The following is a 19,415-nucleotide window of genomic DNA, read 5'->3' on the forward strand; positions in this document are numbered from 1 at the left end:
TATGATAAAAATTGCAGAAAAAACTCTTATAGATCTTGAATTTCCTACAATTTGTGAGCAAATAAGTCAATTTTGTATCACGCAAATGGGAATAGAAAAGGCGTTGAAGATCGTTCCCTATACAACCGGAAAAAATACTGTTTTTGGCCTCAACCAAACCAATGAATATGTCAAATCCTGGCAACAGGACAGCAAAATTCCTAATCACGGTTTTGAAAGCGTTCACAAAGAGATTAAAATGTTGGGAATAGATGAAGCTGTTTTGGAACTGGGAGGTTTTAGAAAGATCACAGCTTTATCTGATACTGCCAACACTCAAATAAAATTTTTCAATAAATTTCAGGAGTTATATCCTACCCTGTATGAGACTACCGCGCCTGTAGAATACACCAAAGTCATTACCGAAAAAATAGGAGAAGTAATTAACAGGTTTGGAGAAATAAAAGATGAGGCCTCCCCTGCTCTCTTACAGACCCGCAGGTCTATGAATGCAGTAAAGGGAAAGATCAACTCCAGCTTCACCGCTGCCCTTTCTAAATACAATGAATATGGATATTTGGATGAGATTAGAGAGAGCGTAGTAGAAAATGTGCGCGTTCTGGCGATTAAATCCATGTATCGCAAAAAGGTAAAAGGCAGTATCCTGGGGAATTCAAAAACCGGGAGCATAGTTTATATACAGCCGGAAGCTACAATGATGCATACCCGGGAATTAAACAATCTGGAATATGAGGAGAAGGAAGAGATCAATCGCATTTTAAAAGAACTTACGAACTTTATAAGACCTTATAGAGAACTTCTTCAGGATTACCAGGAATTGTTGAGTGAGATTGACTTAATTGCGGCCAAGGCGAAATACGCAAAAGAGATAAATGGCTTATTGCCCAAAATTACAAAAGACAGGGAACTGCATTTAAAAGATGCCTACCACCCTATCCTTCTACGCTCAAATAACCGCAAAGGAGAAAAAACTTTTCCGCAGAGTATCGAACTTAAGCAGGATAACCGGATCATAGTTATTTCAGGACCTAACGCGGGAGGTAAAAGTATAACCCTAAAGACAGTTGGGCTACTGCAGGTAATGCTACAGAGCGGGATTTTAATACCTGTTCATGAATATAGCAGGATGTGCCTTTTTACAAGAATTCTCACGGATATTGGAGATAACCAGTCCATAGAAAATCATTTGAGTACCTATAGTTACAGGCTTAAGAATATGAATTATTTCCTGCGGAAGTGTGACGACAAAACTCTTTTTCTCATTGACGAATTCGGAACAGGAAGCGACCCTGAATTAGGGGGTGCTTTAGCTGAAACTTTTCTGGAAGTATTTTATGAAAGGGAATCCTTCGGAATTCTCACCACGCACTATACAAACCTAAAGATGCTGGCGAATGAATTACCTCATATGACCAATGCCAATATGATGTTTGATTCGCGTAGTTTAGAACCTTTGTATCGTTTACAACTGGGAGAAGCGGGAAGTTCTTTTACTTTTGAAGTAGCACAAAAAAATGGAATTCCCTACAGCCTTATTAATCGCTCCAAGAAGAAGGTCGAGCGGGGTAAGATCAGATTTGACAAGAGCATTGCAGATCTTCAAAAAGAACGAAGTAAACTTCAAAAAACTACAGATTCTTTAAAGACGAAAGAATTAAATGCAGCAAAAGAAAAAGATAAACTGGAAGAGATAAATTCCCGCGTTCAGCAAAAATTGGAAAGTTATCAGGAGTTATATGATTCTAATCAACGCCTGATTTATCTGGGCCAAAAGATCAATGATCTTAGCGAAAAGTACTTCAGCAATAAACAGAAAAAGGAACTTATTGGTGAATTTTTAAAAATCGTTGAGATTGAAAATTCCAAACGGAAACAAGAAACAGTAAAAGAGAAAAAGGTCAAGAAACAGAAAGAACAAAAGGTTATTAAGGAAGCTGAGAAACAAGTTGAAGAAATAAGGCAGCGCAAAAAAGAAGAAAAGAAAAAAGTAGAAGTTGAGAAACAAAAGGAAGCCAATAAGCCAAAGGCCAATTTAAAAGTTGGGGACAGAGTGCGGCTGGAAGATGGAAAAGCAGTAGGGTCTATTGATAATATAGAAAAAGGAAAAGCAACTGTAAACTACGGAATGTTTACTACCAGTGTTTCCCTGGATCAACTGGAACTGGTGCAGGCTAAGAAGAAATGAGATATTAGATCTTAGATGTTAGACATGAGAAGTTAGTATTGAGTATTGAGTATGCATAATAATAGTAAATGAATATACCTAAGTGGCTTTTGTGGTTATTAGTCCTCTTAAAAACCAAAAATACTGTTCCGATTAACGAATAGTTGTTTCAACAATTGGAAAAAATTAAAATAAATTATGACTGAAAGTCTACCTATAAATAAAAAAATCATCTTGTTTGACGGGGTTTGTAACCTTTGTAACAATTTTGTCAACTTTATTATTGAACGTGATAAAAAGGATGTTTTCAGGTTTGCGTCCCTGCAGAGCGAGACGGGAAGAAAACTTACTTCTGAACGTGGTATAGAAGTAGAGGAAGCAATGAATTCGGTGATATTAATAGAGCCGGGAGTGGCTTATTATCAAAAGTCGGCTGCTGTTCTGGAAATCTCAAAACATCTTTCCGGAGGTTACTCCTCGCTACGATTTTTCTCATTTCTGCCGGAATCGTTTAGAGACAGCATTTATGACATTGTTGCAAAAAACCGCTACAAATGGTTCGGAAAAAAGGATGCGTGTATGATTCCTACCCCGGAATTAAAAGCTAAGTTTCTGAACTAATTTTGTAGAATTTTTTCCTGTTCAGGCTCACCTGGTTCTTCTGAAGGAGTATGATTATTATCAAACTTCTGATCTCCCAGCTTATTTACCGATTTTGCCACCATCATCGAAACTGCTGCATCTCCTGTAATATTTACAGTAGTACGGCACATGTCCAGTGGTCTGTCTACCGCAAAAATTAATGCCAGCCCGGCTTCAGGGATTCCTGCCTGAGCCAAAACAATAACAAGCATTACCATTCCTGCTCCCGGCACAGCTGCCGAACCAATAGAAGCCAGAGTGGCGGTAGCAATAATTCCGAGTTGAGCACCAAGGGAAAGATCCATTCCAAAAGCCTGGGCTATAAAAACAGCCGCTACGGCCTGGTAAAGGCTGGTTCCGTCCATATTAATAGTCGCACCTATTGGCAGAACAAAACTGGATACCTCTTTATGAACACCAAGATGTTCTTCTACGCGTTCCATAGTAACAGGTAATGTAGCTGCACTTGAGCTTGTAGAAAACCCGAGTAATTGGGCAGGTGCTATTCCTTTGAAGAAGAAAGCCGGAGATTTGCCTGTAGAGACATATACCATTGTAGCATATACTCCCATCATACAAATTAATCCTAATATCACCGTCACAGCATACATTGCAAGAGCAGAAAAGAGATCTCTACTGGGGGATTCTACTACAAGAGCAGCCAAAAGAGCAAAAACCCCGTAAGGTGCTGCAATCATTATAAGATCTATTAATTTTAAAATAACATCATTAAAACCATCAAAAAAGTCTTTAACAGGTTTTGCTGATGCTGCTGGAATAAGAATTAATCCCAGGCCAAAGAAGATTGCAAAAAATATTACCTGCAGCATATTTGTATTATCACTGGCAGCAGCAAATATGTTGGACGGCACAATATCTTCAAGAGCTTTTAACGGTCCTGTTTCCTGTTGCTGTTGCGCCATTGCTATTCTGGAAGAAGCATCACTGGAATAGCTGGTAAGAAGGTCGTTGCGGGTTTCTTTGGAAATAGTGTTCCCCGGCTGAATTATATTTACCAGTCCTAATCCTATGCTAACTGCAACAACGGTAGTAGCTACAAAGGTGAAAATGGTGCGGGCTCCCATCTTCGATAGCTTGGAAATATCTTTGAGATCTGATACTCCTTTAATAAGAGATGCAAGTATCAGCGGAACCGCGATTAGCTTTAACGCATTGATAAAAATGGTTCCAAAAGGTTTAATCCAGTCCTTGATGAATTGCGGTCCCCAGGAAAATTTTGAGAGAAGAATAGCGAAGAGAATCCCCGCTGCCATTCCTAAAAGGATCTGCCAGTGCAGAGCCAGCTTTTTTGTTTTCACAAAATTGAATGTTTGAAATAACAGCTAAAAGTATACTATTGGAAGCATACTTTTTCAACTTTAATAGCAATTATTTTTAGCTAAGGAAAACTCTTCAGGGATCAAGAATATGAAGTAAATTTCTATCTCCTGGTTTCAATTTTTTCTTCAGTCCTTTTATCTTCTTGAGGATAATTATCATCCCATTCCACCACATTAGGCGGTCCAAGTTTGTCAACAGATTTTGCTACGAGCATAGACACAGCGGCATCTCCTGTAATATTAACAGTAGTACGGCACATATCCAGTGGCCTGTCCACAGCAAAAATAAGGGCAAGTCCTGCTTCGGGTATTCCTGCCTGGGCAAGAACTATAACCAGCATAACCATTCCCGCTCCCGGTACAGCCGCTGACCCTATAGATGCGAGAGTCGCGGTAGCAATAATACCCAATTGTGTTCCAAAAGTAAGATCCATTCCAAAAGCCTGGGCAATAAACACGGCCGCTACCGCCTGATAGAGACTTGTTCCATCCATATTAATTGTAGCTCCAATGGGAAGTACAAAACTAGCCACCTCTTTATGAACTCCCATATGTTCCTCTACTCTTTCCATGGTCACAGGAAGAGTCGCTGCACTCGAGCTTGTAGAAAAACCGAGAAGCTGGGCTAGGTGCTATTCCATTTATAAAAAATGCCGGAGTGTTTTTTGTAAAAATCCAGACTAATAAAACGTAAAAACCTATCATAATTAAAAGACCCAGGATTACCGTTAAGCCATACATAGCAAGTGCGGCAAAAAGATCTGCGCTGGGAGACTCTATAACAAGTGCAGCGAGCAGAGCAAATACACCGTAAGGAGCAGTTAACATGATGAGATCTATAAGCTTTAGGATCACATCATTAAATCCGTCAAAAAAATCTTTTACAGGTTTAGCTGTAGCCTCTGGAATAAGAATTAATCCTAACCCGAAAAAGATTGCAAAAAAGATTACCTGCAGCATATTTCCATTGTCGCTGGCTGCTGCAAAAATGTTGCTGGGTACGATATCTTCCAAAGCCTGTAGCGGGCCTGCATCCTTTTGTCGCTGTGCGTCAGCAATGCGGGTGTTTGCATCACCTGCGTAATTATTTAGGAGATCGGTCCGGGTTTCTTCAGTGATTGCATTCCCGGGCTGGATTAGGTTTACCATTCCAAGACCTATAGAAACGGCTACAATAGTCGTAATGATATAGGTGGCAATGGTACGGGTTCCCATTTTTGAAAGCTTTGAAATATCCTTGAGATCAGAAATTCCTTTAACAAGAGAAGCAAGAATAAGTGGTACTGCAATTAATTTAAGAGCATTGATAAATATATTACCAAATGGTTTGATCCAGTCACTAATAAATTCAGCTCCCCAACTAAAGTTGCTCAGGAGTAGAGCGAAAAGTACTCCTGCGGCCATGCCAAGTAGGATCTGCCAGTGCAGTGCTAATTTCTTCATCTTGGTTATTTCAGCTTGTTAAATTTTTGAAGTTTTATTCTGCAAAAAGAAATCGGCAATTACCAATGCGGCCATTGCTTCAACTATTGGTACTGCACGTGGGACCACGCAAGGATCGTGACGTCCTTTCCCCAGCATTTCCACCTCTTCTCCCTTGGCATTAATGGTATCCTGCTTTTGCATAATAGTAGCTACGGGTTTAAAGGCTACTCTAAAGTAAATATCCATTCCGTTGGAAATGCCCCCCTGTACTCCACCACTCAGGTTGGTAACAGTGGTACCATCAGCATTGAATTTATCATTGTGCTGGCTTCCTTTCATTTTGGTGCCTTCGAATCCGCTTCCGAATTCGAAACCCTTAACCGCATTAATGGAAAGCATCGCTTTGCCCAATTGTGCATGCAGTTTGTCGAAAAACGTTCCCCTAATCCTTTGGGAACATTTTTTATTACGCATTGTACAGTTCCACCCACAGTGTCTCCTTCGCTTCGGATTTCTTTAATGTAAGCTTCCATTTTTTCTGCGGAAGCCGGATCGGGACAGCGAACAGGGTTAGATTCAATCAATGAAAAATCCAGTTTTGAGTGATCTTTATCAAGTTCAATTTCTCCAACTGAAGCTGTGTAAGTTGTAAAACTGATTTGTGGTACAACCTGTTTTGCAATTGCTCCCCCTACTACCCTGCAAGCGGTTTCGCGGGCAGATGATCTCCCTCCTCCCCGGTAGTCCCTCACTCCATATTTTTCGTCATACGTATAATCTGCATGAGACGGGCGATAGGTATCTTTAATATGTGAATAATCCTTGGATTTTTGATTAGAGTTTCTGATAATAAATCCAATTGGAGTACCTGTAGATTTCCCTTCAAAAATTCCTGATAAAAATTCAACTGTATCAGGTTCTTTTCGCTGTGTGACAATAGCAGATTGTCCCGGGCGACGCTTATCCAGTTCTTCCTGGACCTTCTCCAGATTTAATTCTATTCCGGCAGGGCAGCCGTCTATAACACCGCCTATCGCGGCTCCATGGGATTCTCCAAAAGTGGTAAGTTTGAACAGGGTTCCGAAGGAATTTCCGGCCATAAAATCGATTTTGAACAAATGTAATTTTTTAAGAACATATTTAAAAGTCTATTTCCTTTTATATTGAGGAGAAGACTTTCAAATATGTCTTCCTATGCCAAAGCTTCTCTAAGTATAGTTACAGGATGTTTGGCAATCCTGCTCGTACCGTCAAAAATCTGATGCCTGCAGCTGGTACCATTTGCAGCAATTAAAGTTTCTTGCGGCGCCTTACGTACAGCAGGAAAAAGACTCTGTTCCCCAATTTTCATACTTACTTCATAGTGTTCCTCTTCATAACCAAAAGAACCTGCCATTCCACAGCATCCGGAAGAGATAATAGTTACTTTATGATTCTCAGGAAAATTGAGAACATCAAAAGTTACAGCTGAATTTGACATGGCTTTCTGGTGGCAATGCACGTGAATCTTAATTTCTTTTACGTCTGTGGTAAAAGAGGTAGATTTAATATTTCCCAGAGCAATTTCTTTTTTTAAGAATTCTTCTATCAAAAAGGAATTGTTTGCAAGTTCTTCGGCAGCAGAAGGATCATTTGCAAGTCGTAGGTATTCATCTCTAAAAGTTAGTAAAGCTGATGGTTCCAATCCCAGCAAGGGAGCATCAGCGCTAACTTTATCTTTAAAAAGATCAATATTCTTATTTGCCAGGACCTTTGCCTCTTCTAAAAATCCTTTAGAGATATGGCTTCTCCCACTTTCAGCATTTTTTAAAATTTCAACATGATACCCTAAGGAACTTAAAAGTTCGAGGGCATCTATGCCTATAGGTGTATCCAGGTAATTAGTGAATTCATCATTAAACAGGTATACGGTTTTAACAGGTTTGCTTACAGAAAGCCTGGATCTATTCTTCTTGTAATAAGACCACAGCGTTTGAGATGCAAGGGTTGGAAGGCTTCTTTGTGGAGCAACCCCCATTGCCTTCTTTGCCAGGGAAGAAGTGATATTATTTTTAAAGAAGAAATTCGCAATTCCCGGAACTTTTGATGCAAGGCCATTCATCCTGCCATTACTGGCAAAGGCTCTGCTCCTTAAATTTTTACCATTGGCTTTTTGATACTGGTAACTACATTCTGCTTTTAAAGCTGCCATATCAACATTAGAAGGGCATTCACTCTTACAGCCTTTACAGCTTATACATAGATCCAGCACTTCCCGCAGCTCTTCGTGGTCAAAACGGTTAGGTTTTTCACTATTGGTGAGGAATTCCCTTAAGGCGTTTGCCCTGGCACGGGTAGTGTCTTTTTCGTCTTTTGTTGCACGGTAACTAGGGCACATGGTACCTCCTGCTTCTACAGATTTTCGGCAGTCCCCACTTCCATTGCATTTTTCAGCCAGCCTTAAAACTCCTTCAGAATCATCAAAGTTCATTAAAGTTTTAATTACAGGTTCCTTTCTACCGGGTTCATATCTTAAAAAGGTATCCATTGGGGCTGTATTTACGATCTTTCCGGGATTGAAAATATTTTCGGGATCAAAAATCCTTTTTACCTCCTTTAGCAATTCATAATTCTCCCCTCCTATCATGAATTCTATAAATTCTGCTCTTAACCTGCCATCGCCATGTTCCCCGCTCATAGATCCTCTATACTTTTTCACGAGGACAGCAACTTCTTCAGTTATTTTTCTGAAAAGAACAACATCTTCTCTCTTCTTAAGGTCAAGAATGGGGCGCAGATGAATTTCCCCTGCACCCGCGTGGGCATAATAAACTGCCTCCTGCCCGTAATTATTCATAATTTCAGAAAATTCCGAAATGTAGCTGGAGAGATCCTGCAGTGCCACTGCTGTATCTTCTATACAGGCGACGGCTTTCCTGTCACCCACCATATTACCCAATAATCCAAGTCCCGCTTTCCTTAACTCCAAAGCCAAATCAATTTGCCCATCAAAAAGAACCGGAAGTGCATAGGCAAGACCTGTAGCCTCCAATCTCTCTAAGAGGATTTTAACCTGCTCCTGCAGTTCATCCTGTGAGTTTGCCCGTAGCTCCAGCATTAGAATTGCTTTGGGATCTCTTTCAATAAAAAAACGATTTTCCCTGTACATTAAATTACGTTTTGTACAGTCAAGAATTACCTTGTCCATCATTTCACAAGTGTAGAGGGAGCTTTCCATAGAGGGTGCTGCTGCCAACATGCAGTTTTCAATACTTGAGAAATGTGCTGCTACCATTGCGGCTTTGGGAGGTGGTAAAATATCCAGTTGCAGCGTAATTTCAGTTGAAAAAGCCAGGGTGCCCTCACTTCCCGCAAGAAGGTAACACATATTGAATTGGCGCTCATCTTCTGAAAAAATTTCAGTTGAAATAAGTTCATCTACTGCATACCCTGTATTACGCCTGTGAATAGAAGGATCGGGAAATTTTTCCCTTACTTCTTTTTGAACTTCAGGTGGAGAAAGTAAATTATAGATCTCATTATAGATCTTTCCCTCAAAATTTTGATGTTGCCTCTTTTCCTGAAATTCTTCCGTAGAAACAGTTCCAAATGTAGCCTCGCTGCCATCGCTGAGGATTGTTTTCAATTTAAGGACTTTATCCCTGGTGGTACCGTATTTAATAGAGGTTGTTCCACTGGAATTATTTCCCGTCATACCTCCTATCATACATCGGTTTGAGGTGGAAGTATTAGGTCCAAAAAATAAGCCGTGTTTTTTCAACTCCCTGTTAAGATCGTCTCGTATTACGCCCGGTTCAACAATGGCAATGGCATTTACGGGGTCAATGTGAAGTATTCGGTTCAAATATTTGGAAACATCTACCACTATCCCGTCTCCCACACATTGACCTGCCAAAGATGTACCTGCAGTTCTGGGAATAAGCCCTACTCGCGATTTTTTTGCAAAATCAAGTAATAACTTGATATCATTTTTCGTTTTAGGATAGCATACTGCCAGCGGAATTTCCCGGTATACAGATGCATCTGTCGCGTAAATGTGTTTATATAGATTATCGTAAAGCAGTTCACCTTCAATGGCTTCTGCTAAATTTTTAAGAGTTTCATTCATAACAGGCTAAAAATACTAAGTATTTTGGGTTTACGCTTAACAGATTTTTAAAGATTATTAACAATACATTGGCTTTAGCTGATATCAGCATCCAATTTTAACAACTAAATTTGCTTCAAAATTAAAACAGATTAGATATGAAAAAAGTATTTTTTTTAGCAGTTTTTGTTATAGGTTCGGTTTTCACGACCCAGGCACAGGACATTGCAGATAATGCAATAGGTCTTCGTTTTGGTGGTGGTGATGGCCTGGGAGCTGAAGTGTCTTATCAAAGAGCACTAGGCACGAACAATAACAGACTGGAACTTGATCTTGGCTGGAGAAATGATAGTAATTTTGATGCTTTTAAACTAACTAAGTCTTTATCAATGGGTTTGGAACATTGAAGCCGGATTTAACTGGTACGTTGGTGCTTAGGTGGTGGTATTGGAAGTGTTGAAGACAAAAGACATATCGACCGAAGAGGGAATGATGGTACTTTCCTTTTTATTGCAGGTGATATAGGAATTGAATATAATTTTGATATTCCTTTACTGATTTCTCTTGATTTTAGACCAGAAATTGGATTTAACGATTATGACGTTATAAACGAATTTTCTCCTGATATTGCATTAGGTGTAAGATACCAGTTCTAAAAAGAATTTACAGATATATAAGGAGAGCGCAAATTAAATTTGCGCTCTTTTTTATTTTATCAAGTGCCGAACTGTAAAGTCCTTCATAAACAGGAACTATTTTTTTAATATCATAAGCCTGTGCCTGTTCTCTTGCAGCCTTTTTAAACTTATTAAGAGTCTGGTGGTTTTCAAGAATGGATAAGGCGTTATTAGCCATTTCTTCTATATCTCCTACATTGCTAAGGAACCCCGATATTCCCTGGATATTCACTTCGGGAAGACCTCCTGTATTCGTTGAAATTACCGGAACGCTATTTACCATTGCTTCCAGGGCAGCCAAACCAAAACTTTCTTTTTCTGAAGGTAGCAGGAACAGGTCGCTAAAACAGAGGATTTTGTCTACCTCGTTACTTTGACCCAGGAAAACTACCTTGTTTTGTAGTCCAAGATTATACACGAGATTTTCAGCCATTTCTTTCTCTGGTCCTTCCCCTACCATTATTAATTTAGCTTTCTTCTGTTGAGATATTAAATTAAAGATCCTTATCACGTCCTGAATTCTTTTTACAGGCCTGAAGTTACTAATGTGGGAAATTATAAATTCATCATCAGCTGCCATTAAGCTGCGGTCACATGCAGTTAGACTCTTTAAGTATTTAGATCCATCAATAAAGTTTGGTACCACATTGATCTCTCTTGTAATATTAAACGATTTAAGCGTATCCTCCTTTAAACTTTGTGAAACAGAAGTAACAACATCACTATTGTTAATGCTGAAGGTTACCGCGGGTTTATAGAAAGGATGATTACCTACAAGAGTTATATCTGTTCCGTGCAAAGTCGTTACCATAGGAATATATATTCCCTCCTCTTCCAGCATTTTCTTTGCCATGTATCCTGCATAAGCATGAGGTATGGCGTAGTGCACGTGTAAAACTTCAATTTCATAAAGCTTTACCATATTCACCAATTTGCTGCTTAGAGCAAGCTCATAAGGTTGGAAATGAAACAAAGGATATTCCGGAACATTGACTTCGTGAAAATGAATATTTCCTGTGAGTTGTTCTAACCTTACTGGTTGTTTATAGGTAATAAAATGGATTTCGTGGCCGCGTTTGGAAAGGGCCATCCCTAATTCGGTTGCAACAACCCCACTACCTCCAAAGGTAGGATAGCACACTATGGCTATTTTCATGTAGTAATCTTATTAATTAATGCCGTGACAGTACATCAAAATTCAATAGAGTCATAAATGACCTGCTGGATTTTTTCCCTGATGTTCTCCCTTATCAGTTTTCTATTATCAACATCGGGAAAGGTCCTGTTAGATAAAAATACGTAAACAATTTCTTCTTCAGGGTCTGCCCAGGCAAAGGTACCTGTAAATCCGGTGTGACCAAAACTGGAGAGTGAAACACAACCACAAGTAGGACCCCAAGTTGATAACTGAGGTTTGTCGAAACCTACACCTCTTCTTACATTATTTTCGCAATAATAGCAATTGTTGAATTTAGACAGGGTTTCCTCCTGTAAATACCGTTTCCCTCCATAATTTCCCCCATTTAAATACATCTGCATGATTTTAGTCACATCATTGGCATTGCTAAATAAACCCGCATGTCCTCCTATACCTCCCTGCATAGCTGCTCCCTGATCGTGAACATAACCATGGACCAACTGTTTTCTCCATAAATTATCTTCTTCGGTAGGGACAATTTGATCCTGACCAAAGCGATCTAAAGGATTGTAACCAGTAAAACTTGCTCCCAGTGGGGCGTAAAATTCATTTGAAGTGATATACTTAAGAGAGGTTTTATGGTAATCTTCGAGGTAATATTTCATAATGTAAAAAGGGAGGTCGCTGTATTTATATTCAAGTCTCTTCTCCAAATCACTGCTTCGTATAATTTCCATTATTGAGTCTCTAATGTCATTCCTAATATACATCTCATCAGCTACCTGGATCTCGAAATTTTCCATGGGTTTTTCTCTGTAATATTTTACAGATGGTTTTTTTGTAGATCTATCTATTGTTGGAACGTAAAATGGCAACCATGACTTTAACCTGGCGTAGTGGAGTAACATATCCTGAAGCCTGATGTTTTCTTTATTAGAACCTTTAAAATATGGCATAAGGTCCCCCAATTTTGAATTAAAATCAATGACATTTCTTTCCTCGAGCTGCATGATCAAAGGAAGTGTCGCAAGTATTTTTGTGAGAGACGCAAGATCGTAAACAGAAGAATCTGAAACCGGAATTTTTTTCTCGTATGTATGAAAGCCGGAGTTCCTTTCAAAAATAATCTTCCCCTTTCTGGCTACCATAACCTGCAGCCCCGGTGTCATTTTTTTGGTTATAGCAATGTTTATAATTGAATCTATTCCTGATAACACTTTGGAATTCATCCCAACCGACTCAGGTAAACCATAGGACAGCCTGTTTATGGGGCGGGTAAAAAATCCTGTACCTACAGGAAAATCTGAACCAATGCTTACAAGCAGCTTACCTCTTGCTTCCAAAGCTCCAAAAATTACTTGAGCAGTCTTCTCCTGTGCTTCTGGACTGTTTTGGTAGCCCATTACTATTCCCTCCATTAAACTGGTTGATTTTAGATCTAATAGCGAGTAAGGCCGTGTAAACACGCTTAAAACTGTAAGATTATTTCGGGAAATTTCGTGGATCCATGTAGCTTCTTCTTTGCTGAATTTGTACCTGGCCCAGGGAGATGCATTCGATTTGTGATACCCAATGATCACAAGATTGTACGCCTTGAGTTTCGAAATTATTTCCTGCAGATTATCAGCTTTTACACGATCAATTTTGGAGTATCTTCTCAGTTGTTTTAGAAATGCGTCACCACTATCATCCCCAAATTGTACGTAAGCGATCTTTCGGGTTTCAAGATCTCTAACCAGTAAAATCCCAAGATCATTTTTAATAACTGTCACAGCATTTTCCATCAACTCATCGTAAAGGACTCTGTCTTTAACAGTAAAAAGATCTTCCTCCAGGGAAGCAGTGTCTACAGGAGTATAATTATGGAGACCCACCTTATATTTCGCCATCAGGATCTTCCTTACAGAATGTGCCAGTCTCTCTTCGCTAATTAAACCACTCTTATAAGCATCCATTATTTTTACTGAAGCTTTTGGGATATTTTCTGAAATTAATAGAATATCATTACTAGCTAGAAATGCGGCAAGATCAATATCTCCCGGGGCGGTGTGATTGGATGCGCCTTTCATATTAAGTGCATCAGTAAAAACCAGACCCATGAATTTAAGTTTCTCTTTTAAAAGTTCTGAAACTATCGTTTTAGATAATGAAGAAGGTAATTTTGCTTCGGTTTCTAAACCTGGCACATTTAGATGTGCTACCATAACGCTTGAGACTCCTTCTTTAATAAGTTTATAGTAAGGGTATAGTTCTACGCTGTCAATCCTTTCCCGTGAAAATGAAACAGTAGGTAGGGTTTTATGGGAATCACTGTTGGTGTCACCGTGCCCTGGAAAATGTTTTGCGCTGGAAAGTACTCCCTCCCTGTGCATCCCTTTCATAAAAGCTACAGCTTTTTCTGTAACATTAATTTTTTCTTCACCAAAAGAACGGTTTCCAATGATAGGATTGTCAGGATTGGTATTTATATCTACCACAGGCGCAAAGTTTATATGAACACCTAACCTCCTGGCGTGACGAGAAATAGCGGCTCCTGCTTCTTCTATTAATTGAAGACTTTGCACAGCTCCCAGGGTCATATTCCAGGGTAGAGCAAAGGTAGAGTCCAGGCGCATAGCCAATCCCCATTCGGCATCCATTCCAACCAAAAGGGGAACCCGACTTAATTCCTGATATTCGTTGTTAAGTTTTGCCTGTTGTTGAGGACCGCCTTTAGAGAAAATAACACCTCCAATATGTTGTTCCTTAATAAGTCCTTTAATTTTATCTGTTTCTGCCTTTGACTTATTGGAAAAAATATCAACCATAAAAAGCTGCCCCACTTTCTCCTTAAGACTCATACTATTGTACAGGCTATCAACCCATTTCCTCTGGTTCTCGTAATCCTGAGTAACAAGTGGATGTTGTTGTTGTGCAGCTAAAGTACTTGTGAGAAAAAAAATAGAAATAAAAACAAGTAAAGGGGGCAGGCAGGGTTTCATGAAGCAGGGATTATTTTAGGAACCTAGGTTGTGCCAGCTGTCTTTTGCTTAGTACTTCCCAGTCATTCAAATATTCTTCTTTTGTATTAACGAGATTATTAAAAACTATTGTATTAGGAGAAACAGCTTTGTCCTTTGCCATTTTTCTGAAATCAATAAGTGTTTTAAAAGCGACGTACTCTCCCTGTTTATAACTTACATTCATTTTATCCAGAAGATCAACATTGTAATCTCTTTCCAGTTGCTGGATAAAATTGACTGAAGCATCTATGGAACAACCGCTCGCAGCTCTCACCTGTTGATCTAAGGCAATAATTATAAAACGCCTGTATCTCAATTCGTAAGAAGCATTGAGATTGGCACCATGTGCTGTCCAGGCAGAAAGGAATTCCTCAAGTTTTGCGGTAATTTCCTGAAGTTCAGAATCGGAAAAAGACCTGTTGGCCTGATAAATCCATATACGGGAAGAATCAGGCATTTCATTAAAAGGTATAAGCATTAATTAGTGGATTTCGTTTTTACAAAGCTAATTTATTAAAGGCTTAGCTTCAAATATAGTACCACTTAATTGAGAAGTTTTAACTTAAATCTGCAGGCTTTGGTGTATTTATATATTGGTAAAGATTATAGATCTTTTGCGTTTGCAATCATTTCAGCAACGTCCATTACTTCTATCTTTCCTTCCTGATCTTTACCTTTTACCCCATCTGTCAACATAGTATTACAAAAAGGACAACCTGCTGCAATAACGTCTGGTTGAACTTCCATTGCCTGTTCTGTTCTTTCTATATTCACATCTTTTGCTCCCGGCTCAGGTTCTTTAAACATTTGTGCTCCCCCGGCCCCGCAACACATGCCGTTCTTTTTACATTTTCGCATTTCCACGAGTTCTACTTCCAGCTTTCGAAGAAGATCCCGGGGCGCTTCGTAAACACCATTAGCTCTTCCAAGATAGCAGGGATCGTGAAAGGTTATTCTTTTACCTTTAAATTTTCCTCCCTCTACTTTAAGCCTGCCTTCATCCAACAAAGATTTGAGGAAAGTGGTATGGTGCATCACTTCATAATTACCTCCCAGGGCAGGATATTCGTTTTTTATGGTATTAAAGCAGTGAGGACAGGCAGTAACTACCCGGGTTATTTCATAGCCATTTAAAACTTCTATGTTTGTGACAGCCTGCATTTGAAAAAGAAATTCATTGCCCGCTCTTTTAGCAGGATCTCCTGTACAGCTTTCTTCGGTACCGAGAACAGCAAAATCAACCTTAGCTTCCACTCAAAATTCGAACAAATGCTTTAGTTACTTTTTTTGCCCTGTCATCAAAACTTCCCATGCAACCCACCCAGAATAAAACTTCAGGTTTCTTACCTTCAGCCATATATTCGGCCATTGTTGGGACTTTTATTGCTTCTGCCATTTTAGAATATCTTTTCCCTAAGATTCACTGTTTTAGAAAAGTAGGAATTCAAAATTAATTTTCTTGCTGCTGTAATTATTTTTCCTCTGCCCAATTAAGCCTGTCCATTTGGTTATATGGCCAGGGAGCACCATTATTTTCAATATTGCTCATTGCCACAGTAAGCTCATTTGGTGCTGCGGTCTCTTCCATTACTATGTATCTCCTTAAATCTGTAATAATAGATAAAGGATCTATTCCTACAGGACAGGCTTCGACACAGGCATTACAGCTTGTACAGGCCCAAATTTCTTCTCTTAGAATATGATCATCCAGTAATTTCTTTCCGTCGTCTTCAAATTTCCCTTTCTCACTAAGGATTTGGCCAACTTCCTCTATCCTGTCCCGGGTATCCATCATAATTTTCCGGGGAGAAAGCAATTTCCCTGTCAGGTTTGCCGGGCATTCCGCAGTACATCTTCCACATTCGGTACAGGTGTAGGCATTAAGCAATTGTACCTGATTAAGATCCATAACATCTGAAGCTCCAAATTTTTCAGGAACTTCCTCTTCCTCTCCTTCAGCAGGTACTGCATAGGGATCGGCATCAGGATCCATCATTAACTTTACTTCCCGGGTAACCGATTCTAAATTATCGAATTTACCAAGAGGAGTTAATTTTGAAAAATAGACATTTGGAAAAGCTAACAGAATATGTAAATGTTTGGAATAATAGAGGTAATTCAAAAAGAAAAGTATTCCTAAAATGTGAAGCCACCAGGCTACCCGCTCAATAATGATCAGAGCAGAATTAGACATTCCATCTAATAAGGGAAGCATAAACTGGCTGATAGGAAACGAACCAACAATTCCTCCTGCATGTGCATAATTAGCGGCACCGTTTATTTGTAATTGATGATCTGCAGCATTCATAGTGAGGAACAGGAACATAAGGACCATTTCAAAGTACAAAATGTAATTGGCATCATTCTTTGGCCAACCTTTTAGTTCCCTGCCTAAAAACCTGTAGATATTTATTAGGTTTCTTCTAATCCAGAAAATGATAACACCTACCAGAACCAAGATTGCAAAAATTTCAAAGGCACCAATAAGAAAACTATAAAATCCACCCATAAAAGAGAGAATTCTATGGGTGCCGAAAATTCCGTCAATGATTATCTCAAGAACCTCAATGTTTATTATTATAAATCCCAGGTAAACTATTATGTGAAGGATCCCAGAAACAGGACGTTTAACCATTTTAGACTGGCCAAAGGCCACTCTTGCCATCTTGGCAAATCTTTCTCCGGGATTGTCTTTGCGATCGATAGGGCGGCCCACTTTAATATTTCTTATAAGCTTGCGAAGGTTGCGGACAAAAAAACCTATACCCGCTACCAGGGCGATAACAAAAAGAATTTGAGCCAATATTTGCATAGAAGTTAGTTTAGAGAATCCCTTGTTTAGTTGATATGGCCTGCCGCTTTTTCCGAATACAGAAAAGTGTACGTATCGTTTAGGGTTCAATTTAATGTCCTGTAAGAGCTGCTCCAGTTGTTTTGTGGCATTGTCCAGGTTATTGTAAACGGCATCATCAGTAAGTAATTTTCCTGCTGTACCCTGTCCACTACTTAGGTTGTTGGAAATAGTTTCAAAGTCGGCAATGACAGCCTCAAGATTGGCAGCCATTCCACTTATATCCACCTGCGTAAGAGAATCAGAAAACTTATTGAAATTGCCCGACATCTCATCGAGATTAGTCAAAGTTCGATCAATTTTACTGGCGTTACCAGATACTATTCCGTTTAATGATTCAGCTGTACCTTTTAGAGAGTTTAAAGTTTGGGCAAGATCCTGTACTGCTACCGCTATATTATTCCTGGTATCAGGATTTAATACTTCATTTATAGAAGTAAGAAGAGAATCAGCACTCACTATGGCTCTTTCCACTTTAATTTGTAAAGGGGTGAGTCGTTCGTTCACGAGTTCCATTATACCCTCCTCAATATCGCTGGGTAAGGTGTCACCGCTCTTTGCAACCTGGTTTTGTTCATATTCAGGAACTATCCCAAGGGATTTTCCTCCAATAATTCCACCCCCATAGATCTGGGCGAGACTGTTTTTTGAAAATTGAAAATCTGAGTCTACAGTAAAGGTTACAACCAAAAGTCCTGTCTTATCTAAAAAGTCAATTTTTGTTACCTGCCCAACCTTGTGACCATTAATGGTAACCGGGGATGAAGTTGAAAGTCCTTCAACATCGGCATAAATTGCATGAAATGTTCGGCTTGAATCAAGGAGGTTGCGGCCTTTGAGAAAACTATAACCAAAAATAAGTATTAAAATAGCAATGATTGCCAGAATACCAGTTTTAACCTCTTTGGAATATTTCAAAAGCTTGTTTTTTAGAATCCGTACAAATTTAGAAATAAATATAGGAATGTACCCCTATTTACTCTGGGATTTTAACGCCTCATTAACTGTAATCTTGTTGCCTGCCCTAAAAGCAACAACATAACTGCTGGGGAATCCACTTTTTTTGGCCTGCTCGTGTAGTTTTTGAATTTGAGAATAGCTGGAGGTAGCACCATAGTAATATTTCCATAGCTTTCCTTCTTTTTCTCTAAAAACAGGAGTTAAACCTTTAAAATTTGAAGATTTAGGTTCCAGCTTTTTAGAACTTGCAGCAAGCTGAATTTTAAAAGTAATATTTTCATAAATATCCACTTCAGCTTCTGTAGTTACTATTTCAACAGCAGCTTCCTGGGTCAAATTTTCAAGAGATGCAAGGTTAATAGTATGGCTGTACTCTACAATTGCCTCTACTATAGCATCTGCCATTTTACTTTGTCCAGTACTGCTGTTAAGGTAAGATCCCTCACTGTTATTGGTAAGAAATCCTGTTTCAATTAAAACGCTTGGCATATATGTTTGATGGAGCACAAGAAAACCAGCCTGTTTTACTCCACGGTTATTCCTTTTAAGGTCATTGGTAAAATTCTTCTGAACAAAATCTGCCAACAGGATACTTTGATCCAGGTATTCCTCCTGCATGATCATCATACCTATATAAGATTCAGGGGAATTAGGATCAAAACCATCATAGGTAACATGATAATCTTCCTCCAAGAATATTACAGAATTTTCTCTTTTAGCTACCTCAAAGTTGGTCTGGTTCCTGTGTAGACCCAATACAAATGTTTCTGTACCATAAGCCTGGGAGTTATGAGCATTACAATGAACAGAGACAAAAAGATCTGCTCTTGCATCATTGGCAATTTTTGCCCTCTTATCAAGAGGAATAAAAACATCAGAATCCCGGGTATAAATGACATCAATGTTTTCTATTTTCTCAAGTTCCTGGCCTACCTTTTTAACAATATTAAGGGCAATATCTTTTTCTTTGTATCCTCCTCCCCTGTTGCCGGGATCCTTTCCTCCATGTCCTGCATCCAGCACTACTACAAATTTAGAATCCCCGGGTTTATTTTGTGCCTGGGAAGAGGCAATAAATAAAAAGCCGGAAAAGATTAACACGAAAAGTTTAATTTGGTTCGTTCTCATA

8 protein-coding genes and 6 pseudogenes are annotated in these 19,415 nt (G+C 39.1%); 3 read left to right on the forward strand and 11 right to left on the reverse strand.

Annotated features, from left to right (window positions below):
* Nucleotide 1: 1 nt before the first annotated feature.
* Both LZ575_RS02645 and LZ575_RS02650 read left to right on the forward strand, forming a co-directional pair.
* The gene (locus LZ575_RS02645) at nt 2-2,185 is read left to right on the forward strand and encodes an endonuclease MutS2 (protein WP_235328204.1); all 2,184 of its coding nucleotides are present in this window, start codon (nt 2-4) and stop codon (nt 2,183-2,185) included.
* Nucleotides 2,186-2,362: 177 nt separating this feature from the next.
* On the forward strand, nt 2,363-2,785 hold the full coding sequence (locus LZ575_RS02650) for a thiol-disulfide oxidoreductase DCC family protein (RefSeq protein WP_235328206.1): 423 nt from the start codon (nt 2,363-2,365) through the stop codon (nt 2,783-2,785).
* Here LZ575_RS02650 and LZ575_RS02655 read toward each other — a convergent pair.
* From LZ575_RS02655 to LZ575_RS02670, 4 genes and pseudogenes are all read right to left on the reverse strand, one after another.
* A complete protein-coding gene (locus tag LZ575_RS02655) occupies nt 2,782-4,080 on the reverse strand; it encodes a dicarboxylate/amino acid:cation symporter (protein WP_235330660.1) in 1,299 nt (432 codons plus the stop codon). The genes LZ575_RS02650 and LZ575_RS02655 overlap by 4 nt on opposite strands.
* Before the next feature lie 167 nt (nt 4,081-4,247).
* Nucleotides 4,248-5,589, reverse strand: a pseudogene (locus LZ575_RS02660) (dicarboxylate/amino acid:cation symporter).
* Nucleotides 5,590-5,607: 18 nt separating this feature from the next.
* Nucleotides 5,608-6,671 (reverse strand): annotated as a pseudogene (gene aroC / locus LZ575_RS02665) (chorismate synthase).
* 92 nt (nt 6,672-6,763) lie between these two features.
* Nucleotides 6,764-9,679, reverse strand: coding sequence for an FAD-binding and (Fe-S)-binding domain-containing protein (locus LZ575_RS02670; RefSeq protein WP_235328208.1), 2,916 nt, complete (start codon nt 9,677-9,679; stop codon nt 6,764-6,766).
* 137 nt (nt 9,680-9,816) lie between these two features.
* Here LZ575_RS02670 and LZ575_RS02675 point away from each other — a divergent pair.
* Nucleotides 9,817-10,314: pseudogene (locus LZ575_RS02675) on the forward strand (hypothetical protein).
* A gap of 7 nt (nt 10,315-10,321) precedes the next feature.
* On the opposite strand, the gene bshA reads toward LZ575_RS02675, so the two are convergent.
* The 7 genes and pseudogenes from bshA to LZ575_RS02710 all read right to left on the reverse strand — a co-directional run bounded on the left by bshA (nt 10,322) and on the right by LZ575_RS02710 (nt 19,414).
* Entirely contained in the window at nt 10,322-11,491 is a 1,170-nt protein-coding gene (bshA, locus tag LZ575_RS02680) for an N-acetyl-alpha-D-glucosaminyl L-malate synthase BshA (RefSeq protein ID WP_235328210.1), read from the reverse strand.
* 35 nt (nt 11,492-11,526) lie between these two features.
* On the reverse strand, nt 11,527-14,454 hold the full coding sequence (locus tag LZ575_RS02685) for a glycoside hydrolase family 3 N-terminal domain-containing protein (RefSeq protein WP_235328212.1): 2,928 nt from the start codon (nt 14,452-14,454) through the stop codon (nt 11,527-11,529).
* Nucleotides 14,455-14,469: 15 nt separating this feature from the next.
* A pseudogene (locus tag LZ575_RS02690) lies at nt 14,470-14,953 on the reverse strand (ABC transporter ATPase).
* A 125-nt stretch (nt 14,954-15,078) separates the two neighbouring features.
* A pseudogene (locus tag LZ575_RS02695) lies at nt 15,079-15,871 on the reverse strand ((Fe-S)-binding protein).
* A gap of 75 nt (nt 15,872-15,946) precedes the next feature.
* Nucleotides 15,947-17,287, reverse strand: coding sequence for a (Fe-S)-binding protein (locus LZ575_RS02700; RefSeq protein WP_235330661.1), 1,341 nt, complete (start codon nt 17,285-17,287; stop codon nt 15,947-15,949).
* Nucleotides 17,288-17,968: 681 nt separating this feature from the next.
* A pseudogene (locus tag LZ575_RS02705) lies at nt 17,969-18,244 on the reverse strand (MlaD family protein); the annotation flags it as partial.
* 54 nt (nt 18,245-18,298) lie between these two features.
* Nucleotides 18,299-19,414, reverse strand: coding sequence for an N-acetylmuramoyl-L-alanine amidase (locus LZ575_RS02710; protein WP_235328216.1), 1,116 nt, complete (start codon nt 19,412-19,414; stop codon nt 18,299-18,301).
* Nucleotide 19,415 lies beyond the last annotated feature (1 nt).

Origin of the sequence: Antarcticibacterium sp. 1MA-6-2, assembly GCF_021535135.1 — a bacterium.
Taxonomy (GTDB): Bacteria; Bacteroidota; Bacteroidia; order Flavobacteriales; family Flavobacteriaceae; genus Gillisia.